Below are 25,530 nucleotides of genomic sequence, written 5' to 3' on the forward strand. Positions count from 1 at the left end.
GCAGGCCGGCCACACAAGAAAAGCCCCGGCCTTGCGACCGGGGCTTTTCTTCATTCAACCCTGGAAGGGCGGATCACTCGCCCCTGTTCAGCGCCAGAATCTCGCGCTTTCCGGCATGGTTGGCCGCGCCAACAATACCTTCCTCCTCCATCCGCTCCATCAGGCTGGCGGCCTTGTTGTAGCCCACCTGCAAACGACGCTGGATATAGGAGGTGGAAGCCTTGCGATCACGCATCACAATGGCCACGGCCTGCTCATAAAGATCGCCGGAGCCATCGCCCATGCTGCCCTTGTCGAACACGGCGCTGTCATCACCCTCGCCGGAGCCTTCGGCCTCGGCATCCGTCACCACTTCCTCAAGATATTCCGGGCCGCCCTGGGTCTTCAGATAGGAGACCACATGCTCCACCTCGGCATCCGAGACGAAGGGGGCGTGCACCCGCTGGATGCGTCCGCCACCGGCCATGAACAGCATGTCGCCCTGGCCCAGCAGCGTCTCCGCGCCCATCTCGCCCAGAATGGTACGGCTGTCGATCTTGCTGGTGACCTGGAAGGAAATGCGAGTGGGGAAATTGGCCTTGATGGTGCCGGTGATGACATCCACTGAAGGACGCTGGGTCGCCATCACCAGATGGATGCCGGCGGCACGAGCCATCTGGGCCAGACGCTGGATCGCGCCCTCGATTTCCTTGCCGGCCACCATCATCAGGTCGGCCATTTCGTCCACGATGATGACGATGTAGGGAAGCGGGGAGAGATCCATCTCCTGCTCCTCGAACAGCGCCTCACCGCTTTCCTTGTCGAAGCCCACCTGCACCTGACGCGTGATGACCTCACCCTTCACGCGGGCCTCGGCCATGCGGGCATTGAAGCCATCAATATTGCGCACGGCCAGACGCGCCATCTTGCGGTAACGATCCTCCATCTCCTTCACCGCCCATTTCAGGGCGATGATGGCCTTCTTCGGGTCCGTCACCACGGGGGTGAGCAGATGGGGGATGCCCTCATAGATGGAGAGCTCCAGCATCTTGGGGTCGATCATGATGAGCCGGCACTGCTCGGGCGTGTGCTGGTAGAGCAGGCTCAAAATCATGGTATTGATGGCCACCGACTTGCCGGAACCCGTGGTGCCGGCAACCAGCAGATGCGGCATGCGGGCCAGATCCGCAATCACCGGCTCGCCGCCAATGGTCTTGCCCAGGCCAAGGCCAAGCTTGGTGCGGGCTTCCTCGAACTCCTGGCTGGAGAGCAGCTCCCGCAGCCACACCGTATCACGCCGGCGGTTCGGCAGTTCAATACCGATGACATTGCGACCGGGCACCACCGCCACACGGGCGGAAATGGCGCTCATGGAGCGGGCGATATCATCGGCAAGGCCAATCACGCGGGAGGACTTCACACCCGGCGCGGGCTCAAACTCATACATGGTGACAACCGGGCCGGGATTGGCGTCGATCACTTCGCCACGCACGCCAAAATCACGCAGAATCTGCTGAAGGGCGGCAGAGTTCTGATCCAGAGCCTCTTCCGAAAGCTCGTAATCGGGCTCCAGTTCCGGCGGCTCGCTCAGCAGATCCAGATCAGGCAACTGATAGGCAGCTACCGGCTCGCCGGGCACCACCACCAGATCTGTTCCTGTCGCCACAGCTGCGGGCGCGGGCGCGGCCGGGGCTTCACCCGCGCTGTCATCCTGCGTGGACGCCTGAACCGGGGCCTGCGCGACAGTTGCGGAGGGCTGTACGGCAGCCGGTGCAACCGGCTGGGCCACCAGACCAAACCGCATCAGATCAGAGCTGATATTCTGCTGATAAGGCTGCCACTGGAAGCCCGCCCCCAGAACCTGCCCGCCAACACTGGCCGCAGCGGCCAGGCCCATATCCTGCGCCTCAGGCGTGGAAGGCTGGCTTTCAGGCTGCACGGCCACAGCATCCGCCGCCTCATCCTGCACGCACGTCTCTTCCGTCAGGACCAGTGCGGATGCGGGTTCGTCCTGCACCGGAGCGGCGTCTTGCCCGTCCGCTTCCGTTTCGGCTGCGCACGCATCCCCGGCGACCACCGCCATCTCCTCGATAACGTGTTCAGCCGCACTCACATCTTCGCTGATCCGTTCAGCCTCGATTTCATCCATCGCGTCTTCGGCGACGTCATCCTCACAAGCTACAGCGTCATGAATGAGAAGGTCCGCCTCATCATGCGCGATCTCCTCAGCCGGCTCCAAAGCCGAGAAGGTCTCCACCTCAAGGCTTTCCGCCACAGCATCTGCAATGGAGGACTGAAGCGGGGCGACATCCTCCGCGGCGAAGGTCTCTTCGGCCACATGCATCAGGCCGGCTTCATCCAGCAGTGCATCGCCGGAAACCTCGGCGAGCGCCTCGCACACCACCGCCACAAACGTGTCCAGCGGGGCTTCGGGCAAATCCACCACTTCGGCCAACCCTGTCGCGGCCTCGGCGACCTCAGCAACAGCGTGCTGGGCCGGCACCTCGTCCAGAGCCCCGATTGCGGCATCCGCAATCAGAACCGGGCTTTCGGCAATATCCGCGTCGGCCATCTGTGCCTCATCCTGCCCGATGAGTTCGTCAGAGATATCGGCGACGGGTTCAGCAAACACTACGGGTTCGGAAAGAGCTGTGGTTTCGGAGAGATCCTCTGTTTCCACGACGGTCTCAGCAACGCTGTCCAGTCCGTCAGTGTCCGCGATGAGCCCCTCAGCCTCGATCGGCAGGTCCTCTTCCGGGCGGGCCAGCATCGTGGCATCCACGACGTCACCAGCCAATTCAGCCTCTTCCGCGGCTTCAGCCTCATGCTGCGCATCGGAAGACCAGCCCATGGCCTCCAGCTCGGCGTCTCCCACCACAGGCATGCCGATGGCGGCACCGCCCACCAGCGGTTGCAGATCCTGATCGCCCGCATGGTCGCGGACAAAATCGGCATCACCCAGAATGAAACTGCGCGCCAGCACCATGAGATGCGCCGGCGGAGCGAAATCCATCTGCTCCTCCCCATCACGCGCGGAGACCGACGCCTCAAAGGCTGGCTCCTGCGCAACCAGTTCGCCGGCCTCCAGAGCAGAGGCACCACACGTCAGGGCTTCCGCATCCTCCGCTTCGGAGCGCCCCAAATCAGCCGTTTCCGCATCAGCATGCAGAAGAGCCGGCTCTCCATCCATCTGCGTAGCGGCAACGGGGCGGGCATCCGACGACCTGCTCACCTGCCCGACCACCTGCCCGCTCACCTGCCCCGCCATCTCGCTCTCAAGCGGGTTCTGTTGCAGGGCATCCTGCATCAGCCCGCCCCCGAAGGTGAGAGCAGAAGGCGTGAGTGCCGGCATGGCCTGTTCGATCGAAGACGCGTTGGCGTCGGCCCAGGCCGCATCCGCCCAATCGCGGAAATGCAGCTCCTGCCCGGCCTCAGTCATACCCTCATCAGCCACGCCTGTTTCCGGCTGCATGTCAGGCATCGAAGCTTCGGGCTGAAAGGCGCTCTCATCCTGCACAACAGGCTGGCCGCCTTGCGCATAATAACGCAGTTCCTCATCCGAGAGGCTGGCCGCAAATTCCAGATCGTCCGGTGCATGCAGCATCTGCCCGGCCTGTGCTTCCGACAGTTCCCCCCCGGCATCCGCTTCAATCAGAAGCTCAGGCTCCACCTTTACAGGGGCCGCAGCAACGTCCGGGGCGGCATAGGCGGCGGCACGCTCCACCTCTTCCGCACTCAGCTCCGAGGCGACGGACTGCTGGGCCGGAAGATCCGAGAAAGCATGTTCAAGGGCCTCCAGATCGGCATGAACACTGGAGGCAGCTCCCGCCTCCTCATCCACATCCGGCGGCACATCCAGAAAATGCCAGCCTGCCCCGCCGATGCAGTAGCCAATCTCATCGGCAGTGGACAGGTCTTCCGGCTGAGGGGGCACTGTTGCAGCAGCTTCAGCCACCAGCTCTTCATCCGATTTGCGCATCAGATGATCCGGCGTTCGGGTGAAGCGGGTGTTGCCATCCAGATTGAAGGGCCGCAGCCAGCTCGGCACAAAATCCGAGTCGATCCAAGTATGAACGTCAGAAGTATGAACGCCGGCTGGGTGCGTCTCAGGGAGAGGCTCCACAGGAGCAGGCGTCATGGCCGCCGACATGATGGGCGCGGCCGAAGCGGACGCAACCGACACGGAAGCCCCGGACATGGAAGCCCCGGACATGGAGGCAGCCGGCGCAGCGTTTCTCTGCATGGAGCCAGCCTGTGCGGTGCTAACCTGTATGGCGCTGGCTGAAACATCCCCCGCCTGCCCCGGCTGGAAAGCCATATGGCTGTTGCGTCCGGCATTTGTCCGCAACACATGGTCCAGATCGCGCAGATCCTGAGGCAGAAGATGCCGGGCTGTCCGGGTGCCGGAAGCGCGCTCATTCGTGCCCCCGTCCTCCGAAACCAGGAGCGAGGGGAAATTGACCGATCTCGGTGGCTGGTTCGAAGCTGACATGATCCATAACCCAAAGGAAGACTGATGCTGCAAGGCATAGAGCGGCGAAATTAAAAGGAGGTTTTCATGCCGGCTCAGATCTCGCCCATCTTGTGGGCATGCCGGCTTCGCTCCCGTTTCCAGCCCCGGATAAAGCTGAGACGAGCACGCCCGGCAACGTTCTCTATCCTGCTGTTCCAGCGCATCTTTCCCGGCCTCGGAGCAGCGCACAGGCACGCCGTGAGGCGGCAAGTCACAGCAGATTATGCACATGCCGTTTCATCCGCAGGGTGCGGCCTGCTGCGCCAATCCTGTCGTGGCTTCGCAACAATTGAGTGGTTCCATGAAACCGGATCGCACTCTAGAGAAGGGGGTGGAACCTTCATTCAGGCTGGCGCTGCCACCGAAACCTTCCTCGATTCTTTCCGCACCGCCCGAGCGCCTCGGGCCGATTCTCTCCCTCTTCCAGTTTGAGCCAGCCCAACACCATGCCGCGTACCTCTTCCCCGCCCCATATCGCCATTATCGGTTCCGGCCCGGCCGGCCTTGCAGCGGCAGAAAGGCTGGGCCAGGCGGGCCTTCAGGTGCATCTGCATGACCGGATGCCCTCACCCGCACGCAAGTTTCTCATGGCCGGGCGAGGCGGGCTGAACCTCACCCATTCAGAACCCTTTCCCCGGTTTCTGGCCCGCTATGGCGAAGCAGCGGAGCGGCTTGAAGCGGCCCTGCGGGCGTTTCCGCCTTCCGCGCTGCAACGCTGGGCCGAAGAACTGGGTGAGCCGACCTTCATTGGCTCCAGCGGGAGGGTTTTTCCGCACAGCTTCAAGGCCAGCCCGCTGCTTCGCGCCTGGCTGGCGCGTCTGACCCGCCTCGGCGTTCAGCTTCATCCCCGTCATAACTGGCTGGGCTGGAGCACAGATGGCGCGCTGCGGTTTGAAACGCCCGAAGGCCCTGTGGAGAGCCGGCCCCACGCCACCATTCTGGCGCTGGGGGGTGCCTCCTGGCCTCGCCTCGGCTCAGATGGCCACTGGGTGCGCCTGCTGGAACAACAGGGCGTGCAGATACGCGAACTGACGCCCTCCAATATGGGCATTCACCTCGACTGGTCGGATATATTCCGGGAGAAATTTGCCGGCAGCCCCCTCAAGCGCATCGCCATGAGCTGCGGCGGAGAAAAGGTTCGCGGCGAGGCGATGGTGACGCGGAACGGACTGGAAGGCGGCGTGATCTATGCCCTTTCCCGCAAATTGCGCCATGCCCTGTCCGCCGGCCACTCCACGCTTCTGGTGGACCTGCGCCCCGATCTGGATGTGGCAGCCCTCACCGCCCGGCTGGCCGCTGCGCCACGCAAGCTCTCATTCGCCAATCTCATGCGCAAGGCTGCGGGGCTTTCACCCGTAGCCACTGGGCTGGTGCGGGAGGTGATGGGCCAGAGCCGGCCTGAAACCGCCGCAGAACTGGCCCATCTCATCAAGGCCCTGCCCTTGCCTGTCACCGGGCTGGCCGGCATCAGCCGCGCCATTTCCAGCGCCGGCGGCATCATGTGGGAAGGTATCGGGGAAGATTACGAGCTCACCGCCCTTCCCGGCACCTTTGTATGTGGCGAGATGATGGATTGGGACGCACCCACAGGGGGCTATCTACTTCAGGCCTGCTTCGCCACCGGGCGGGCCGCAGCAGAAGGCGTGCTCGCCCATCTGACCCAGACCGGACAGATACCGGAAAGGCGGGGCTAAAGCCCCACCTGCCACCACCCGTCAGCCGCTGAAGCCGCCGCCATCCAGATAGGCCTGTTCTTCCGGCGTAGTCGTGCGCCCCAGAATGGGGTTGCGATGGGGAAAGCGACCAAAACGGGTGATCGCATCCTGATGAATACGTGCAAATTCCAGCCCGGTTTCATCTCCCCACGCCTCATAGAGAGCCACACAGCGGGCCTGCGCCCGCGCATTTTCTGCATGCATGAAGGGCAGATAGAAAAAGCCCCGCAATGAAGGCGGCGCATTCACGGCCGGCGCCTGATCGAACCCACGGGCCACCGCATATTCCGCTGCGGCAAGGGCGAGAATATCCGTTGCAAAGGCGCGAGGCGTGCCGCGAAACACATGACGCGGCACCTGATCCAGCAGAATGATCCGCGCAACGGCGCTTTCCGGCGCATCCTGCCAATCATCCAGTTCGCCGGCCACGGCGCGCTCATAAGCCGACAAAAGATGATTCTTCACCTCTTCATCGAACACCGGCCCGCCTCCGAACCATTTCTGCTGCCCCTCCGAGCGCCAGAAATCCAGAACGGCATTAATCTCGGCCTGCGTGCTCATGCATCTCTCCCTTTGGCTCTGGTGCGGTTGTTGGCGCATATGCCTGCCAGCAACCTGTTTGCCGGCAACAACAAATGTTTCCGACAAGGCTCTGCGCGGCCCCCTACCCCATGCCGGGTGGGGCCAGCGGATTTTCCGTCAAGGCCACCTTGTCCGGTCCATCAATGCGCGGAATCCCCAGAAAGGCGTTGAACAGATCCGCGATCCGGCGCGGCTCCAGATCCCGCACAATCATCACCAGACGGGTACGATGATCCTCATCCGGCCAGGCGGGCAAACGCTCTGGCGGGTGCATCACATGCTGTACGCCATGGATAACCATGGGCTGATCCGGCGTATCACTCATCTTCACGATCCCCTTCAGCCGCAGCATATGGGCCCCGTGGTTCGCCCGCACCAGATCCAGAAACATATCCAGCGTGGCTGGAGAGATGGCTGCATCCGTCGCCAGAGTGAAGGCGCGGATATGCGCATCATGCCTGTTCGGATCATGGCGTGGCGCACAGGCATCACCCGTCTCCTGCGCCGCCGCAATGGCTTCATCCGCCAGCCATCGCGCCACATCCGGGCTTTTGCCAGTGGGGTCATACAGGCCGGCATTCAGCAACTGATCGGCCGAGGCCTCGCCCTGCGCCGCATCCAGCATGCGGGCGCCGGGGGCCAGTTGCTCCAGCCGGTAACGCAAGGCCCGCCCCTGCGCCTGTTCTTCCGGCGTGACGAGAAGATCCGTCTTGGTCAGCACGATGCGGTCTGCCATGGCCACCTGCTTGACGGCTTCTGCATGGGCATCCAGCGTGGCGTCACCATTCACCGCATCCACCACACACACCACCCCATCCAGGCGATAACGCAGCACCAGATAGGGGTGAGTCATGATGGTGTGAAGCACCGGGGCCGGATCTGCCAGCCCCGTGGTTTCGATCACCACACGGGTGAAAGGCGGCAGGCGCTTGTTGTCACGTCCGCGCAGCAGATCCTCCAGCGCCGCCACCAGATCCCCCCGCACCGTGCAGCACAGACAGCCGGAAGAGAGCAGCACCACGCCCTCCTCCACCGTGCGGACAAGCAGATGATCCAGCCCGATCTCACCAAATTCATTGATGAGCACGGCCGTATCCGCCAGCGCCGGATCAGCCAGCAGGCGATTGAGCAGGCTGGTCTTCCCCGCCCCGAGAAAGCCAGTCAGAACAGTGAGTGAAATGGGAGCCGGAGGCCCCGCCTTGGGATCTGCGCCAGACATGCCGGCAAGCTAGAGCATTTGCGCAGGCAGTGGCTACCGCTTTGGACGAAGAAATCGTCTTGCGCTGCCCTGCGGCGTCATCCGCACACGGCCCCGCCCTGAAATGCCGACATGAAAAGCCGGCATGAAAACGCCCACAACAGCGAAGTTGTGGGCGCATGCTCCATTCTTCCGCTCAGATAGCTGGACGAGAAGGCGGAATGGGCGCTCCACCGGCAGCCGCGCGCGGCTTGTCAGAACTGCTCTTGTTGGAGGATCTGCGTGCAGTGTTTTTACCGGCCACACCGCTTGTATCCGCAGAAACCCGAACCGGAGGCATGGAGGGGGGCAGTTTCTGCAACAATTCCGCGCCGGAAGCCGGCAAGCCCGGATCATTGAAGGACAGAAGCCCCCCCAGCGTTTGCCCGCCGGGCTGTTCATCCTCATTTTCAGCGGCCACAGTGTTGCGCTTGGCACCACAAACTTCGGCCCGCATGCTTTCCGGCTGCCCCCCCTCATTGGGCAGGCTGGACAAGGTGGTGCTGAAGAAGGAGAGGCTGGGCCCGGAGCGGAAGCCCTTTTCCAGCAGCAGGGCGGCATCCTCATTGCGCCCCTTGGCGGAATGAGAGCCGAACACCACCGCAATCAACCGGCGATTGCCGCGCGTGGCCGTGGCCACCAGATTGAAGCCGGAATCACAGATGAAGCCGGTTTTCATGCCATCCGCGCCGGGATAGCGATCAATCAGGCGGTTATAATTGCGCAATACCCGGTTACCAATCTTGATGGAAGGGATGCGGAACAGCCCTTCATATTCCGGGAAATGATAAATCAGCGCACGCACCAGAAGGGCCATATCGCGCGCGGTCGTCACCTGTCCGGGATTGGGCAATCCGTGAGGGTTGGCAAAATGCGTGCCGCTCATGCCCAGATGCTGGGCCACGGCGTTCATCTCCCTGACGAATTCCTCTTCCGAACCGCCAACCCCTTCCGCCACCGTCACGGCGATATCATTGGCGGATTTCACCATCAGCATCTTCAGGGCATCTTCCAGCGTCACTTTCGTGCCGGGCTTGAACCCCATCTTGGAAGGTTGCTGCGAGGCGGCATTCCGGGAGACGGTGATGGGCGTATCCATGGCGAGGCGCCCGCTTTTCACAGCGTGCAGCGCCACATAGGTAGTCATCAGCTTGGTGACGGAGGCCGGATACCAAGGTTTGCCGGCATCCTTCTGCTCCAGCACCCGGCCGGTTTCAGCCTCCACCAGAAGAATGGGGTTGGCCTGCGCGGCCAGCGGCGCAAGAGCCACAACGCCTGCGAGCGCCGCCAAAGCCAGAGCAGGGCGCCCGGCGCGGCTGCGGTCCGGCCCGCTTTTCCGCCAGCCACGAGACCATGCGTTCGCGAACGCGGATATGAAGGTTTTCGCGCGCAACACCCGTTCCGCTCCCGTAATGAAAGGAGGCACCCTGTTCATGAGGCCTTCTTCTTAGCTCTTTTTGCAATTGCGGGAAAGGTGAAAGGGCATGCCGCAACCACATGCCCGGCCCGATTTTCAACCGGCTGATTGCCTTGATTTTGCCGAATTGGCGCAAAACCCATCAGCCCGAAACAGACATGCCCATACATCTTGCAGGAATCTTCCCGAAGAAAGGGCTGCCGCCGAAGATCAGAGCAGCATGCGGGGAAAAAGGCCGGCTCCGCCCACACAGCCAGGCGGAGCCGGTATCCATGCCCTGTCTGCCCCGAGAAGACATGGACGCACATATATGAGCAGAAAAATCGTCATTTGGCTCTGAGGTGAATCAAATTTCAGCACGTTGATTGTATCTTTTCCACAAAACACAACCTGAGATTGCCGAAGCACCCCTGCCCGGCGGGACAAACGCCGTACCGCACAACAGATGCTCCCCTGCCCCGATACCACCCGGCCATGAAATGTTCTAAGCTGCGCCCACCGTCAGGAGCTCTCAATCTGGCGGGACTCGGAGAAAACTGATGCAAGACACAAAAGCCAGGATGCCGGAAAGCGCCCCCGCCATCCGCACCATCGCCATGCCGGCAGACACCAATGCGGCGGGCGATATTTTCGGTGGCTGGCTGATGTCTCAAATGGACCTTGCCGCAGGTAACGTGGCCGCCCGCCGCGCCAAGGGGCGCACGGTCACGGCTTCGGTGGAAGCCATCAGCTTCCTGTCTCCTGTTTATGTGGGAGATGAAGTAAGCCTGTTCGCCAATGTGGAAAAGGTGGGGCGCACCTCCATCCGTATTGATGTCGCCGCCTGGCGGCGGGATCGCGGCACCGATGAAACCATCAAGGTGACCCAGGCCGTTTTCACCTGTGTGGCCGTGGATGAAAAGGGCCATCCCCGCCCGCTGCCGCCGGAAGGTGCCTGAGCGCATCTCCGGCTCAACGCCCACCCCGCCGTCAGGTCCCTCTGGGCTTGGCGCGTGTGGTGGGCGGGGCTTCTGCCGGGTCTTCCGGCCAGGGATGCCTGGGATAGCGCCCGCGCATTTCGGCGCGCACATCCCGCCAGGAGCCGCGCCAGAATTGCGGCAGATCCTGCGTCACCTGAATGGGGCGACGGGCAGGTGAAAGCAAAGCCAGTGTCAGTGGCACACGCCCGCCCGCCATGGCCGGATGCTCGTTCAGGCCAAACAGCTCCTGCACCCTCACCTGCACCTGCGGCCCGCCTTCCGCGCCATAATCTATCGGCAGACGCGAGCCAGTGGGCGCGGTGAAATGGGTGGGGGCCTCCTCTTCCAGCCGGCGGCCCAACTCATAAGGCAACAGGCTGCGCAGGGCATTGGAGACCTGCTCAGCCCCGATTGAGGACAGCGCCGTTTCCCCCTCGATAAAAGGGGCGAGCCATGTCTCCACCGTAGCGACGAGGGTGTTGTCGGTGAGATCCGGCCAGACCCCACCCTCCGCAGCACGCAGAAACATCACCCGCTCCCGCCACTGCTTCAGCGCCGGGCTCCAGGGCAGGCGTTCAAGCCCCAGCGCTGCAATGCCCTGTGCCAGCAGCCGCGCCGTTTCGCTGTCCGCCTCCAGCTTGCAGGGGCGGCTGGCCAGCTGAAGAGCGCCAAGCCGGCGCACTTCACGCGCCCGCATGGCTGCGGCCTGCCGATCGAAGCTCACATCGTGACCGGCCTGAATCTGGTCCTCAAACAGGCTCTCCAGTTCCTCCACCGTCAGGGCCGCCGCAAGCGTGATGCGCGCAGCCTCCGCCTTGCCGGAGATTTCGGCCACCGCCAGAAAAGGCGCGCGTGCAAGGCCCACCGCCGGGTCCATCACCCCACCGCGTCCATTAGCCAGAAGAAAGCGCGCACCATCTCCACGCGCCTTCGCCACCCGATCCGGAAAGGCAAGGGCCAGAAGGGCAGCGGGAGACATCTCTTCCCGCGCCGGCGTCACGCCCCGTTCTGCCGTTTCAGCCCAGCGAGCAGCCAGACGACGTGCATCTTCCGCCCGGCGGGAACGATCACGCAGGAACCCGTCGAGGCGATGCAGCAAATCCACGCTCTCGCCGCCCAGACCGCGCTCGGTCAACAAGGCTGCGATATTGGCAGCCAGCGCCCCCCTGCCCCGGCGCGCGCCCATCACCACCATATGGGCCAGACGCGGCGGCAAAGGCAGGCGCGCCATGCGCGCACCCAGTTCCGTCACGCCGCCCTCTTCATCCAGGGCTCCCAGCAGACACAGCAGAGCCTTCGCCTCAGCCACGGCAGGCGCGGGCGGCGGATCAAGAAAAGGCAGGGCGACCGGCTCACGCACGCCCACACGGGCCAGATCCAGCACCAGCCCGGTGAGATCCGCCGCCAGAATTTCCGGCGTGGCGAAGGGCGGCAGGCTGGCCGTCTCCCCCTCATGCCACAGCCGGTAGCAAACGCCAGGTTCAGTCCGCCCGGCGCGACCCCGGCGCTGGTCTGCGCTGGCCCGCGAGACGCGCACGGTTTCCAGCCGTGTCAGCCCCACATCAGGCTCATAGCGCGGCACGCGGGCCAGGCCGCTATCCACCACCACCCGCACACCTTCAATGGTGAGAGAGGTTTCGGCAATGGAGGTGGCCAGCACCACCTTGCGCCGCCCGGCCGGGGTGGGCAGAACGGCCCTGTCCTGCTGGGCCTGATCCAGCGCGCCATACAGGGGCACGATGTCAATCGAGGAATCTCGCACACTATTGCGCAGCAGATCTTCCGCCCTGCGAATTTCACCCGCCCCCGGCAGAAAGGCCAGCACAGAGCCTTTTTCATGCGTCAGAGCCCGCACCACCGCCTCCGACACCTGCGGGGCGATTGGCGCACGGGCATCGCGCCCCAGATAGTGCGTTTCAACCGGAAAGGCCCGCCCTGCACTTTCCAGAACCGGGGCCGGCGCGTCTTCCCCCATCAGGGCCGCCACCCGCGCACCATCCAGCGTGGCCGACATAGCCAGAAGCCGCAGATCCTCCCTCAGCCCGCGTTGCGTATCCAGCGCCAGTGCGAGGCCAAGATCAGCATCCAGACTGCGTTCATGGAACTCGTCGAACAGCACGGCGGCGACACCCGATAGTTCAGGATCATCCAACACCATACGGGTGAAGACCCCTTCCGTGACCACCTCGATGCGGGTGCGACGCGACACCTCGGCTTTCAGCCGCACGCGATAGCCCACCGTCTCGCCCACACGCTCGCCCAGTGTCTGCGCCATGCGGTGCGCGGCGGCACGGGCAGCCAGACGACGCGGCTCCAGCATGAGAATGCGACGGCCCGCCACCCATGCCTCATGCAGCAGGGCCAGCGGCACCCGCGTGGTCTTGCCCGCACCGGGCGGCGCAACCAGCACGGCGCAGGAGCCGCAGGCCAGCAGGGACTGAAGCTGCGGCAGAACAGCATCAATGGGCAAGGCGGCATCGAAGGAGGGTGTGTCAGTCATGCAAGCTGGCGATCATGGCGGGCGGAAAGAAAGGCTGGCGCCTCTATATCAGGCCATGGCGGGCGCAGGCCATCTGGTGAGGTGGAAGACTTTTCCGCACCGCGCCTATCGCATTTGCGACCGGCAGCCTACATACATGCTTTCCTCTCCTTCAGCCGGAAAGTTGCGTCGCAATGACCTCCGCCCCATCCAGCCTCACCGACAAGGTTCACACCCTCGCCCTTGATGCCGAGATCATCACGGCCGGCTTTCTGGGCGACACTCCGGCCTTTGTGAGCGCGGATGGCGAACTGCTTCTGGTGAACGAGAATGCCGAAATCCGCCGCATGCAGTTGCATGAAGGGGCCATTCTCTCCGCCATCATGGAAGATGGTCGCCTGCTGAGCGGCGGCGATGATGGCCGCGTGGTGGAAACGCGGGAAAGCGGGGACAGCGAGCCCCTCTCCGAGCACAAGCACAAATGGATTGATCGCATCGCCTTTGGCCCCTCCGGGGCGCGGGCCTGGTCTGCCGGCAAGACCGCCTTCGTGCGCGACGGCAAGGGTGCGATCAAGAGCTTCGACGCCCCCTCCACCGTGGGAGGGCTGGCCTTCGCGCCCAAGGGCCTGCGTCTGGCGATTGCGCATTATGGCGGTGTGACCCTGTGGTTTCCCAATGCGCCGGGGGCCAAGCCGGAGAAGCTGGAATGGAAGGGCTCACATCTTGGCGTGCAGTTCTCGCCGGATGGGCGCTTCGTCGTCTCTTCCATGCAAGAGCCTGCGCTTCATGGCTGGCGGGTGGTGGATGGCGCGCATATGCGCATGAAGGGCTACCCTTCACGCGTCCGCTCCTTCGCTTTTACTGCCGATGGAAAATGGCTGGCATCATCCGGCTCGGGCGAGGCCATTCTCTGGCCGTTCCAATCCAAGGATGGGCCGATGGGCAAACAGCCCACCATGCTGGCCCCTTCTCCTTCAGCACGGGTGAGCTGCGTGGCGCCGCACCCCAAAGACCCTGTGGTGGCCATGGGTTATGATGACGGCATGGTGATGATGGCGCGTATTGCCGATGGCGCTGAAATTCTGCTGCGCGCGCCCGATGGCGCAGCCGTGAACGCCATGGGCTGGCACACCGCCGGAGGGGCGCTGTCCTTCGCGTCCGTCAAGGGCGGCGCAGGCATTCTCACCTTCTGATTGCATTGCGATAAACATGCGCTACATAAAGGCTTGTGCAGTCTTGGGGTGGGTTCCCACGTACACGCCCCTTTCGCGGAGCAGCGATACTGTATCAGCCCCCGTCACGCTCGACTGGAGATCTGCCTCTCATGAAGATCGAAGACGTCCGTCGTTCAGCCTATTCCATGCCGCTGACAAGCCCTTCCTTCCCCAAGGGGCCATATCGCTTCTTTGATCGGGAGTTTTTCACCATCACCTATCGCACGGACCCCGCCGCGCTGGAGAAGGTGGTGCCCGAGCCGATGAAATTTGATGAACCCATCGTCAAGTATGAGTTCATCCGCATGCCCGATTCCACCGGCTTTGGTGATTACACCGAAACCGGGCAGGTCGTTCCCGTCACGCTGAATGGCGTGAAGGGCGGTTATGTGCTGGGCATGTATCTGGACGATGAGGCCCCCATTGCCGGTGGGCGTGAATTGTGGGGCTTCCCCAAGAAGTTCGCGCGGCCGCGTCTTCAGGTCGAGAAGGATACGCTGGTCGGCTCCCTGCATTATGGCAGCGTGCTGTGCGCCTCCGCCACCATGGGCTACAAGCATGTGGCCGCAGACCGGGAAGCCGTGCTCGCTTCTCTGGCTGAGCCCGCCTTCTTGCTGAAGATCATCCCCCATGTCGATGGCTCTGCGCGCGTGTGCGAGCTGGTGCAGTATTACATGGAAGACGTGACGCTGAAGGAATGCTGGGTGGGCCCGGCCGCCTTGGGGCTGTTTCCCCACGCCCTGTGCACAGTGGCCCAATTGCCGGTTCTTGAAGTGCTCTCTGCCGTGCATCTGAAGGCCGACATTACCCTCGGCCTCGGCACGGTGGTGTATGACTATCTGAAAGACGAGCAGGCGTGATGATCTTGCGTGGGGGCGCTGCTCCCACGCTTTCATTCCACCCGAGCAAAGCCGCCCCAAAAAGAGAGAAGATGACCATGTCTTCAAATGCCTGGGAACTGCCCCCTGATCTGTGCGACATCACCAAGGATTATGAGCGCATTGCCCTTGTGTTTCAGGGCGGCGGTGCGCTTGGCGCCTATCAGGCCGGCGTGTATGAGGCGCTTTCCGAAGCCGGCTGCGAGCCAAACTGGATTTCCGGCGTCTCTATCGGCGCGATCAATTCAGCCATCATTGCCGGCAACCCGCCCGCCCTGCGCGTGCAGCGTCTGCGCGAATTCTGGGAAACCATCTCCGGCAACAAGGGCATGGTCTGGACCCCGGAAGGTGATATTTTCCGCCAGTGGCGCAACCAGTTCAGCGCCGCCATGACCATCATGCGCGGCCAGCCCGGCTTCTTCCAGCCGCGCGTTCCCAACCCCTGGCTTCAACCCAGCGGCGCAACCGGCGCAACCTCCTTCTACGACACCTCGCCCCTGCGCGAGACCTTGCTGAAGCTGGTGGATTTCGATCTCATCAACTCCAACGAGAAGCGCTTCTCGGTTGGCGCGGTGAATGTGCGCACAGGCAACTTCATCTATTTCGACAATAAGGTAGACACCATCGAGCCGGAGCACATCATGGCCTCCGGCGCGCTGCCGCCCGGCTTCCCCGCAGTAAAGATTGATGGTGAATATTACTGGGATGGCGGCGTGGTTTCCAACACCCCGCTTCAGTTCCTGCTGGATCAGCCCGATCACCCCAGCGCGCTGGTGTTCCAGGTTGATCTGTTCAGCGCCCATGGCCCGCTGCCACGCGACATGTTCGATGTGGCGGAACGGCAGAAGGATATCGGCTATTCCAGCCGCACCCGCTACACGACGGATGTATTCCGCCGGGTGCAGGAGCTGCGCAACAAGCTGTATGATGCGCTTCAGCGTGTACCGGCAGACCAGCTGACCCAGGCGGATCGAGATCTGATGAAGGATTACTCCACCTCCGGGCCGGTCAATATCTGCCACCTGATTTATCAGGAAAAAACCTATGAGCGCGATTACAAGGACTATGAGTTCTCTCTCGCCTCAATGCGGGACCATTGGCGCACCGGCTATGAAGACACGGTGAAAACCCTGCGTCAGCGCAACTGGCTGCAAAAGCCGGATGATTCCATCCAGATTGCGGTTCACGATATTCACCGCATAGCGGAGTGATCCGCGCCCCAGCGCGGGGCGTGTTCCGATACATATGAAAAGGCCCGCGGCAAATCTGTGCCGCGGGCCTTTTCATGTTCACTTCATATCCGGCTAGTTCAGTCTGACGCAAGAATGTGATTGCGCACGATGGGATAGACCTGCCCCGCCCATTTGCGGCCAGAAAATACCCCATAATGCCCCACCCCCGCCTGCATATGGTGGCGCTTGCGGTGCGGGCGGATATTCGCGCACAAATCATGTGCAGCCATGGTCTGGCCGATGGAGCAGATATCGTCCCGCTCCCCCTCCACCGTCAGCAAAGCCGTGCGACGGATAGCCCCGAAATCCAGCGGCCGGCCCCGATAGGTCAGCGCGCCCTTCGGCAGCAGATAATCCTGAAAAACATATTTCACGGTTTGCAGGTAGAAATCCGCATCCATATCGAGAACCGCGAAATACTCATCATAGAAATGCTTCGTGGTCTGTGCCTGCTCCCAATCGCCTTCTGCCAGACTGTAATATAAATCCAGATGCGCCTTCAGATGACGGCTCATATTCATGTTCACAAAGGCTGTGAGCTGCATGAAGCCGGGATAGACCCGCCGCCCGGAACCGGCGAAACCACGCGGCACCCGTGAAATCAGATTGCGCTCAAACCAGCTCATCGGCTTGGTGGTGGCCAGCTTGTTCACGGCCGTGGGGTTGATGCGGCAATCAATCGGCCCGGCCATCAGCGTCATGGAGGCAGGCGTCGCCGGATTTTCCTCTTCCGCCATCACCGCCGTGGCCACCAGAGCCTGCACGCAGGGCTGGCACACCGCCAGAATGTGCGCGCCCGGCCCCAGAACTTCCAGACAGCGGATGACGTGCTCCACATAATCATCAAAGCCAAAGCGGCCATCGGAGAGGGGTACATCACGGGCATTGTGCCAGTCCGTGATGTAAACATCATTGTCGGGCAGCAGCACCTTGACCGTATTGACCAGCAGCGTGGAAAAATGGCCGGAAAGCGGGGCCACCACCAGCACCCGAGGTTGCGGCGGCAGATCCGCCTCCTTCCGAAAGCGCAGAAGGGTGGCGAAAGGCAGGGTCGCGACTTTCTCCTCGGTCACCGCGACCTCGGCCCCGCTCTCCCCCACCTCCACGGTGCGAATGCCGAAATCCGGGCGGCCATGGCTGAGGCCGGCGCGCTCCACCATCTCGCAGGCGGCCGCCAGCGGGCGCAGAGCAGGGCGGGCCTGCGCATTGAAGATGGGGCCGCTCAGTGTCTGCCGCACCAGCCCTGCACATGCGCGCACCGGCTCCATGAGATCGGCCTGAGCCTGATATGCCTGATACATCATGAGCAACCTGTCATGGCTGTGAGCACAGGGCGAAACGCCCGCGGAAAATGGCGGCCCCCAAGGGGCTGCCGAAAGAAAGGATCTGCACATATGGCCAAGCCATCATTCCCTCCTGTTCCGCAGGGGCTGCTGGCCCACAGTGCTGGAACGTCAAGATGTTACCCCCAATTGCTGCAACTGTTGCTTCAGCCCCGCTGAAATTGTAACAATAATGGATATTGAGACGCCGGATGGCGCATTGCAACATACTGTGCCGCCGAAACAAAAGGCACGACTGCCTATATATTCATCTTCTTCGCAGCCCTATTCTGGCGATAATCAGAAGGGCGGACGGCAAAACCACTTTCCACCATGAAAGTATCCGGCGACAAGCCGCGAAGCCAGGGAGCAGGCGATATGGCAACACTCACCATCTCCAGCAAGAACTACTCCTCCTGGTCCTTGCGGGGCTGGCTTCTGTGCAAGATGGCCGGCCTGCCTTTCCGGGAAGAACAGGTGCCAGCGGATGATCCGGGCGTTCGGGCAGAACTGCTGCTGCTCTCCCCTTCCTTTCTGGTGCCCCGCCTCACCCATGAAGATGTGACGGTGTGGGACACGCTTGCTATCGCGCTGTTTCTCAACGAGCTGTTTCCGCAAGCCCGCCTTCTGCCAGAAGATCGCGCCGCCCGCGCCCACTGCCTCTCCATTTCGGGAGAGATGCATTCCGGCTTCGCCAATCTGCGCTCGGCTTTGCCCATGAACATCAAGGCCCACTATCCCGGCTTCAAGGTGTGGTTGGGGGCACAGGCGGATATTGACCGCATCGCCGCCATCTGGCGCGGCTGCTTTGCGGCCCATGGCGGCCCCTATCTCATGGGCAACCGTCCCACACTGGCAGATGCCATGTATGCGCCGGTCTGCTCACGCTTCACGACATATGACGTGCCGCTGGACGAGGCATGCGCCGCCTATCGCGACAGGGTAATGGCCCACCCCGCCATGCAGGAGTGGATTGCCGGCGCCCTGTCCGAGCCGGACGATCTTGAAGAACTCGACGTCGAGTTCTGAACCTGAAATCCTGACACCCCAACGGCTCCGCCTGATGGGATGCGGCAGGCTTGCTACTGCCCCGCCGCCCCCAATGTTTGCCCCCCCCTGAACGCCTGTTCAGGCGGACTGACGGAACTCCCCGGCGATCAGATCCGCCAGAGACGGGCGCGCCACTTCCAGCCCGGTGGGGCTGATGAGCCCGCGCGCGCCCAGCAGGGCATCGGCTTTCAGCTCCAGCCCCAACAGGCGATGCTGTTCATACACCCCCGGCATCCACAGGGCTCCGGTACGTGCGGCAGAAAAGCCAAAGCGCTGGTAATAAGCCTCATCACCCACCAGCAAAATAGCGTCATGGCCAAGCTGACGTGCCGCCTCGATAGCCGTACGCATCAAAGCCCCGCCCAATCCTCCGGCGCGAAACCAGGGATGGACAGCCAGCGGCCCCAGCAGCAGCGCCGGGCGCGCCGCGCCAGCCGAAACGTGCCAAAGCCGCACAGTGCCTGCAAGGCGCCCATCCGGTCCATGGGCTGCAAAAGCCAACCCTTCCGCAGGCAAACGCCCTTCACGCAAACGCTCGGAGGCTTTAGCCCGCCGCCCCTCGCCCATGCACAAATCCAGCAGGGCTTCGCGAGCGGCCAGATCTTCCACGGCTTCCAGAACGATGTCTGTCATCGACAACTCCCGTGGGCACCTTGTGCCCGATCCGAGATATGAAAACCCCTGCTCCGGCCCGCAGGCGCAAAAGCGCGCGACAGCCAGCGACCTCACACGAGGCACAGCAGCCGAAACGGTTCAGAAACAGGGTGCGGAAGACGAGGGGGCATCCCCCTCCTCATGCCTCCGGACGGCAAGCCGGTGCCGGAAGAACAGACGCAGCATGAAACGGGCGCACAATCACGCTCTCCCGGCACGACGTCTGCCGTGCCGTTCCCGTTTCAGCCAGACCGGCAGCCCAATGCAGCCGACGCGTTCAGATAACGTAGGACTTCAGCGGCGGGAAGCCATTGAAGGCCACGGCCGAATAGGTGGTGGTGTACGCACCGCACGCCTCGATGAGAATCTTGTCACCGATGGCAAGCGAAAGCGGCAGTTCCACCGGGGTCTTTTCATACAGCACATCAGCGGAATCGCAGGTCGGGCCGGCGAGCACGCAAGGTGCGGTATTGTCCCCGTCACGCGGAGTGCGCAGCGGATAGCGGATGGATTCGTCCATCGTCTCGGCCAGACCACCGAACTTGCCGATATCCAGATACACCCAGCGCAGCGCCTCGCCTTCCGACTTGCGGGAGATCAGCACCACCTCGGCCTCAATCAGCCCGGCATTGCCGACCATGCCGCGCCCCGGCTCCATGATGGTTTCGGGAATGCGGTTGCCGAAATGCTTGCGCAGCGCGCAGAAAATGGCCTCGCCATAAGCAGAAGCCGCCGGCACATCATGCAGGTAACGGGTCGGAAAGCCGCCGCCCAGATTCACCATGGACAGGGCAATGCCCCGCTCAGCGCATTCCCGGAAAATGGCAGCCGCCGAAGCCAGCGCCCCATCCCAAGCCTCCACATTCTTCTGCTGGGAGCCAACATGGAAGGAAACGCCATAAGCCGTCAGGCCAAGACGATGGGCGTGCTCCAGCACATCAACCGCCATCTCCGGCTCGCAGCCGAACTTGCGGGAGAGCGGCCATTCAGCGCCCGCCCCATCGCACAGGATGCGGCAGAACACCTTCGCGCCCGGCGCGACACGGGCGACCTTCTCCACTTCCTCGCGGCTATCCACCGCGAACAGGCGCACACCCAACTTGTAGGCGCGCGCAATATCACGCTCCTTCTTGATGGTGTTGCCATAGGAGATGCGCTCGGCGCCAGCACCTGTGGCCAGCACCATCTCGATTTCCTGCACGGAGGCGCAATCGAAGCAGGAACCCAGCTCTTCCAGAGTCTGGAGAATGAAAGCGTCAGGATTGGCCTTCACCGCATAGAAAACGCGGGTATCGGGCAGAGCGCGCGCAAAAGCGCGGTAATTGGAGCGCACAACGTCGAGATCAACCACCACGCAGGGGCCATCTTCACGTCGGTTACGCAGGAATTCGCGGATGCGATCGGTCATGGTATCCTCCCCCGTGACCTGAAGCCGAGTGATGCACGGCATGGCCGTGCGCCGACAGGGACAGATGAGATGGCCCGCGCCATAATCCATGCGGCGGCGGCTTTCTCTCATCCGGGACATGCACCCACGCTTTCCGACGATGTGGAGACGCCTGGAAAGTCCATGAGCCATGCCCGCTTCGCCGGTCTTTCAACCGGCCGCATCATGGCACCGACAGCAGAGCACTCGCCCGGCTCGACCTTCAGGGCGAGCCTTGCGATTGAACTGCGCACGTTTGGAGAAGGAAATTCCCGCTCCGCACGGCCGGCAAGATGTAATGCCTCTTCAGTACCGCAGCCCTTTGGAGGGGCCACTGAGACCAAAAAAGCCCTTACGTCGTTGCTTCAAGTCACGTCCCCCGCATTGAGGAGCGGGGTGGGCCGGTTCCCTCCGGCTATCGATCGTCCTGGCGGCTTTCCGGTCTTTAAACCGGAGTCCCCACCGATCGACACGCAACCACAGGCACGTGCGAAATTGGGCAGCCGCTTATGTAAGGGATTCGCCATGGCGATGCAAGAGGCAAAAGTCCATAAAAGCAGCAATCCGCCCCCCAACCGTATGCAGCCGGCAAAATCAACCGCGCCGGATCGCCGCGCACCCCTTCTGGCACTTGATTACTGTTCTTCTCCGTCGCAATGTACGAACAGAATAGGATTAGAAAAAGTTCGGATCGCCCACCCGATCCGCCCCGCCTGTAGGGACCGGAATGAATTACGATCATTTCTTTACCGACGCCATTGACGCATTGCGCAAAGAGCGCCGCTATCGCACCTTCGCCCAGATTGAGCGCGACGCCTCTCATTTTCCCCGCGCAGTCTGGCATTCTCCCGGCGGCCCACGCGATATCGTGGTGTGGTGCTCCAATGATTATCTCGGCATGGGAAGCCACCCTGATGTGGTGAACGCCATGTGCGAAACAGCACGCGCCCGCGGCGCAGGCGCAGGCGGCACGCGCAACATCTCCGGCAACAGCCATGAAATCGTGATGCTGGAGCGCGAACTGGCCGATCTGCATGGCAAGGAAGCCGGCCTGGTTTTCACCTCCGGCTATATTTCCAACGCCACCGGTATTTCCACCATCGTGAAGCTCATTCCCGATTGCGTGGTGATCTCTGATGAACTCAACCACAATTCCATGATCGAGGGCGTTCGACAGGGCGGCCGGCAGAAGTTCATCTTCCGCCACAATGATCTGGAACATCTGGAAGAGATCCTCAAGACGATCGGCGACCGACCCAAGCTGATCGCCTTCGAGAGCGTCTATTCCATGGATGGCGATATCGCCCCCATCAAGGAAATCTGCGATCTCGCTGAGCGTTATGGTGCCATGACCTATCTGGACGAGGTCCATGCCGTGGGCATGTATGGCGCGCGCGGCGGCGGCGTCGCCGAACGCGATGGCGTGATGGACCGGGTGGATGTGATCGAAGGCACGCTGGGCAAGGCCTTCGGCGTGATCGGCGGCTATATCACCGGCAAGCGCGCGATGATTGATGCCGTGCGCTCCTATGCGCCGGGCTTCATCTTCACCACGGCCCTGCCCCCGGCCATTTCCGCTGCGGCCACCGCTTCCGTGCGCCACCTCAAGGCATCGCAGAGCGAACGTGAGGGCCAGCGCGCACAGGTCACCAAGACCAAGGCGGCGCTCGCCGCTGCCGGCCTGCCTCAGATGGACACGCCCACCCATATCATTCCCGTCATGGTGGGCGATGCAAAAGCCTGCAAGATGGCCTCTGATCTGCTGCTGGCGGAATATGGCATCTATATTCAGCCCATCAATTACCCCACAGTGCCACGCGGAACAGAGCGGCTGCGCATCACCCCCACCCCCTTCCATGATGACGCATTGATCGCCCATCTGGTTCAGGCGCTGAGCGATGTGTGGGAGCGGCTGGAACTGCCCTATGCCGACCGTATGGCCAAGGAAAGCAAGTCTCGCCGTGTGGCTCTCGGCCCGGCCCCCATTCCGGTGCCCGTAGCCGGTGGCTGAACCCGGTTTCTCATGAATGACCTTTGAAATGCCCCGGCCCAAAGCCGGGGCATTTTCTTTGGGCCACACACCTCATCTCCGCACACAAGCCCAGCGGGCAAATCTCACCCGCCCCAGCAGATCCCCTGTCGTGCAAGGCCGCGATCATCCTCACCCTTCTGACCTCACGCCACCTTGCAGGAACGCCGCAGGAACTCACTTGCCCAATAAAAATGCCGCCGACCCACAGGCCGGCGGCATTTGTTGTGCTGTGAAAAAACTTCGCGCTAGGCGGTTGGCTTCTTCTTGCGGAACATGCCCTTCACATTGTCCCACAGCTCGATCTTCACACCATGGCGCTTCATGATGACCGACTGCTGCGCCACGGAGAGCGCATTGTTCCACGCCCAATAGATCACCAGACCCGCCGCGAAGTGCGCCAGCATGAAGGTGAAGATCACCGGCATCCAGTTGAAGATGGTCTGCTGGGTCGGGTCAGTCGGCGCGGGGTTCAGCTTCATCTGCACCCACATGGTGATACCCATGATGATGGGCCACGCCCCAAGCATGAGATAGGCACCCAGAACCGGCACCGCAGACGGATCCCACGGAATAAGCCCGAACAGATTGAAGATGGTGGTCGGATCCGGCGCAGAAAGGTCGCGAATCCAGCCGAAGAAGGGCGCATGGCGCATTTCGATGGTGACGAACAGCACCTTATAGAGCGCAAAGAAGACCGGAATCTGGATCAGAATGGGCAGGCAGCCCGCCACCGGATTGATCTTCTCCTTCTTGTACATCTCCATCATGGCCTGCTGCTGCTTCACCTTGTCATCGGCGTAGCGCTCGCGAATGGCCGTCAGCTCCGGCTGAACCGCCTTCATTTTCGCCATGGAGGCATAAGACTTGTTGGCCAGCGGGAAGAAAATGATCTTCAACAGCACTGTCACGACCAGAATCGCGACACCAAAATTGCCCACGAGCCGGTAAATCCAGTCAATCACCAGGAAGAGCGGCTTGGTGATGAAATAGAACCAGCCCCAGTCAATCAGCAGGTCGAAGCGGTCAATATTATAGGTGCTCTGATAGCCATCCACCACCTGCACCACCTTGGCTCCGGCGAAGAGCTGTGACTTGGAATGCACAGTCTCGCCCGGCCCCACGGTCACCGGGGCCGCCAGATAGTCCGCCTGGAAGGTCGGCTTGCTACCGCGCATCACAGTGGAAAACTTGGCATCGAACTTCTGGGCCTGATCGGGAATAACAGTCGCAGCCCAGTATTTATCGGTGATACCCAGCCAGCCGCCAACATTGCCACTGAAACCTTGAGGGGTGCCCGGCTCCACGTCGGAATAACCGATTTCCTGCAAGCCATTTTCACCGATCACGCCGATCAGGCCTTCATGCAGGATGTAGAAGCCCTCCACATGCGGCACGCCATGGCGCGACACCAGCGCATAGGGATACAGTGTCACCGGATTACCGGAGGAGTTCACCACCTCATCCTTCACGGTGAACATATAATAATCGTCCACCGCATAGGTGCGGCGGAAGACCAGTCCCTCGCCATTATCCCAGTTCAGAACAAGCGGTGTCCTGTCCGTCAGCTTTGCGCCGTCTTCAGCCGTCCACACAGTATCCGGCCCCGGCAGCTTCACCGGGTTGCCGGCTGCGGCAGCCCAGCCAAATTCCGCATAGAAGGGATTCGGCGCGCCAGAGGGGGACAGCAGCGTGATGTTCGGGCTGCTGGGGTCAACAGTCTCGTGATACTCCATCAGCAGCAGGTCATCGACCCGCCCACCCTTGAGCGCGACGGAGCCATGCAAACGAGTCGTGTCGATCGCCACACGCGGAGAAAGGGCCAGCGCCTGGGCGCGTGTCATCGGCACGCCCGGCAAGGTGCTGCCCTGCCCCGGCTGGGGCACGCCATCCGGGCTACCCGCAGGCGCCGGGGTGGGGGCGGCGCTGACCTCATGCGCGGCCTGGCCGGCGGCATTCACCTGCTGGGCCTGCTGCTGCGCCTGACGCTCGGCCTCCGGCATGCCGAAATAAAATTGCCAGCCGAGAAGAATCACCAACGACAATGCGATGGCGATAAACATATTGCGGTTTTCACTCATGCCGGAAGGCCTCCGTCGGCGGCGGGTGGCGCCTCGGAAAGCGCCGGAGCATGCGCATCACTCACACGCATAGAGGATGAAGGGAGAAGAGATTCGTCAGCATTCGCTACGGCCAATGGCGCTGTGATGACAGAGCCATGCACCTCAGAGCCATGCACGTCCGCCCCGCTCCGATCTGGCGGAGAAGGTTGCACCGCAGCCATGGAATCACCGGATATATGCTGAGAAACCTGAGCAGATTTCGCACCCGAAGGCCCCATGTGATCAGAGCCTGAATCGCGAACACCCGCACTCCCCTTCTGGCCAGAGCCATCAGGAGCACGTCGGGCAGCTTTGCCATCTCCGGCTTTTGGGCGCGCCTTGCGACCCGCAGCAGAAGCAGGGCTGGATGAGGGTGCAGCAGGCGCGTGCAATTTCCGCACGGCCCGCTCTATGTCACGCACAAGCCCTTCAAATGACATTGTCAGGGCTTGGTGACGTGCGATGAGCACATAATCGTGCCCATCTTTCCCGGCCTGGGGCAGAACCTGACGCGCAGCTTCCCTCAGGCGGCGGCGAATGCGATTCCGCACGACCGCATTCCCGATCTTTTTGGTGACTGTAAAGCCGACACGCAATGCGCCGGCATCACCACGGTCGCGCCCCTGCATCAGGCAGCAGCCGGTTCCTGCGCGTCGCCCTTTGGCGGCGGCGAGAAAATCCCGGCGTTTGCGGATATGGTCCAAGGCAGACGACCAGAACGGGAGAACGACTGACAAAGGAA

The 25,530-nt window shown here is 62.2% G+C and carries 16 protein-coding genes and 1 pseudogene; 7 read left to right on the forward strand and 10 right to left on the reverse strand.

Annotated features, from left to right (window positions below; genetic code table 11):
* Positions 1-73: 73 nt before the first annotated feature.
* A pseudogene (locus tag ACT6QH_RS11770) lies at positions 74-1,762 on the reverse strand (DNA translocase FtsK); the annotation flags it as partial.
* A 3,176-nt stretch (positions 1,763-4,938) separates the two neighbouring features.
* Between ACT6QH_RS11770 and ACT6QH_RS11775 the strand changes: the two are divergent.
* Positions 4,939-6,186 carry a BaiN/RdsA family NAD(P)/FAD-dependent oxidoreductase gene (locus ACT6QH_RS11775; RefSeq protein WP_444975011.1) on the forward strand — a complete coding sequence of 416 codons (1,248 nt, stop codon included), beginning with the start codon at positions 4,939-4,941 and terminating at the stop codon, positions 6,184-6,186.
* A gap of 21 nt (positions 6,187-6,207) precedes the next feature.
* Here ACT6QH_RS11775 and ACT6QH_RS11780 read toward each other — a convergent pair whose 3' ends face one another.
* From ACT6QH_RS11780 to ACT6QH_RS11790, 3 genes are all read right to left on the reverse strand, one after another.
* Entirely contained in the window at positions 6,208-6,768 is a 561-nt protein-coding gene (locus tag ACT6QH_RS11780; RefSeq protein WP_444975012.1) for a DUF924 family protein, read from the reverse strand.
* A gap of 103 nt (positions 6,769-6,871) precedes the next feature.
* Positions 6,872-8,008, reverse strand: a complete 1,137-nt coding sequence (locus ACT6QH_RS11785) for a CobW family GTP-binding protein (RefSeq protein ID WP_444975013.1) — start codon at positions 8,006-8,008, stop codon at positions 6,872-6,874.
* Between the two features lie 175 nt (positions 8,009-8,183).
* A complete protein-coding gene (locus ACT6QH_RS11790) occupies positions 8,184-9,461 on the reverse strand; it encodes a D-alanyl-D-alanine carboxypeptidase family protein (protein ID WP_444975014.1) in 1,278 nt (425 codons plus the stop codon).
* A gap of 521 nt (positions 9,462-9,982) precedes the next feature.
* Between ACT6QH_RS11790 and ACT6QH_RS11795 the strand changes: the two genes are divergently transcribed.
* Positions 9,983-10,381 carry an acyl-CoA thioesterase gene (locus ACT6QH_RS11795; protein ID WP_444975015.1) on the forward strand — a complete coding sequence of 133 codons (399 nt, stop codon included), beginning with the start codon at positions 9,983-9,985 and terminating at the stop codon, positions 10,379-10,381.
* Between the two features lie 31 nt (positions 10,382-10,412).
* On the opposite strand, the gene hrpB is transcribed toward ACT6QH_RS11795, so the two are convergent.
* Positions 10,413-12,902, reverse strand: coding sequence for an ATP-dependent helicase HrpB (gene hrpB, locus ACT6QH_RS11800; protein WP_444975016.1), 2,490 nt, complete (start codon positions 12,900-12,902; stop codon positions 10,413-10,415).
* A gap of 173 nt (positions 12,903-13,075) precedes the next feature.
* Between hrpB and ACT6QH_RS11805 the strand changes: the two genes are divergently transcribed.
* From ACT6QH_RS11805 to ACT6QH_RS11815, 3 genes are all read left to right on the forward strand, one after another.
* Complete coding sequence (locus tag ACT6QH_RS11805) at positions 13,076-14,074, forward strand: WD40 repeat domain-containing protein (RefSeq protein WP_444975017.1); 999 nt, start codon at positions 13,076-13,078, stop codon at positions 14,072-14,074.
* A gap of 131 nt (positions 14,075-14,205) precedes the next feature.
* Positions 14,206-14,955, forward strand: a complete 750-nt coding sequence (locus ACT6QH_RS11810) for an acetoacetate decarboxylase (protein ID WP_444975018.1) — start codon at positions 14,206-14,208, stop codon at positions 14,953-14,955.
* A gap of 71 nt (positions 14,956-15,026) precedes the next feature.
* Entirely contained in the window at positions 15,027-16,184 is a 1,158-nt protein-coding gene (locus ACT6QH_RS11815) for a patatin-like phospholipase family protein (protein WP_444975019.1), read from the forward strand.
* 98 nt (positions 16,185-16,282) lie between these two features.
* Here ACT6QH_RS11815 and ACT6QH_RS11820 read toward each other — a convergent pair whose 3' ends face one another.
* Complete coding sequence (locus ACT6QH_RS11820; protein ID WP_444975020.1) at positions 16,283-17,509, reverse strand: polyhydroxyalkanoate depolymerase; 1,227 nt, start codon at positions 17,507-17,509, stop codon at positions 16,283-16,285.
* A gap of 396 nt (positions 17,510-17,905) precedes the next feature.
* Between ACT6QH_RS11820 and ACT6QH_RS11825 the strand changes: the two genes are divergently transcribed.
* Positions 17,906-18,556 (forward strand): glutathione S-transferase family protein, encoded by a 651-nt coding sequence (locus ACT6QH_RS11825; RefSeq protein WP_444975021.1) that lies wholly within the window; start codon positions 17,906-17,908, stop codon positions 18,554-18,556.
* A 99-nt stretch (positions 18,557-18,655) separates the two neighbouring features.
* On the opposite strand, the gene ACT6QH_RS11830 is transcribed toward ACT6QH_RS11825, so the two are convergent.
* Both ACT6QH_RS11830 and ACT6QH_RS11835 read right to left on the reverse strand, forming a co-directional pair.
* Positions 18,656-19,210 carry a GNAT family N-acetyltransferase gene (locus ACT6QH_RS11830; RefSeq protein WP_444975022.1) on the reverse strand — a complete coding sequence of 185 codons (555 nt, stop codon included), beginning with the start codon at positions 19,208-19,210 and terminating at the stop codon, positions 18,656-18,658.
* A gap of 298 nt (positions 19,211-19,508) precedes the next feature.
* Positions 19,509-20,639 carry a type III PLP-dependent enzyme gene (locus tag ACT6QH_RS11835; protein WP_444975023.1) on the reverse strand — a complete coding sequence of 377 codons (1,131 nt, stop codon included), beginning with the start codon at positions 20,637-20,639 and terminating at the stop codon, positions 19,509-19,511.
* Positions 20,640-21,384: 745 nt separating this feature from the next.
* Between ACT6QH_RS11835 and hemA the strand changes: the two genes are divergently transcribed.
* Complete coding sequence (gene hemA / locus ACT6QH_RS11840) at positions 21,385-22,668, forward strand: 5-aminolevulinate synthase (protein WP_444975024.1); 1,284 nt, start codon at positions 21,385-21,387, stop codon at positions 22,666-22,668.
* Positions 22,669-22,934: 266 nt separating this feature from the next.
* Here hemA and yidC read toward each other — a convergent pair whose 3' ends face one another.
* Positions 22,935-24,767, reverse strand: coding sequence for a membrane protein insertase YidC (gene yidC / locus ACT6QH_RS11845; protein ID WP_444975025.1), 1,833 nt, complete (start codon positions 24,765-24,767; stop codon positions 22,935-22,937).
* Positions 24,764-25,525 carry a ribonuclease P protein component gene (rnpA, locus tag ACT6QH_RS11850; RefSeq protein WP_444975026.1) on the reverse strand — a complete coding sequence of 254 codons (762 nt, stop codon included), beginning with the start codon at positions 25,523-25,525 and terminating at the stop codon, positions 24,764-24,766. The genes yidC and rnpA overlap by 4 nt, the downstream gene beginning before the upstream one ends.
* Between the last annotated feature and the right edge of the window lie 5 nt (positions 25,526-25,530).

The organism is Haloleucobacter albus (genome assembly GCF_052492075.1).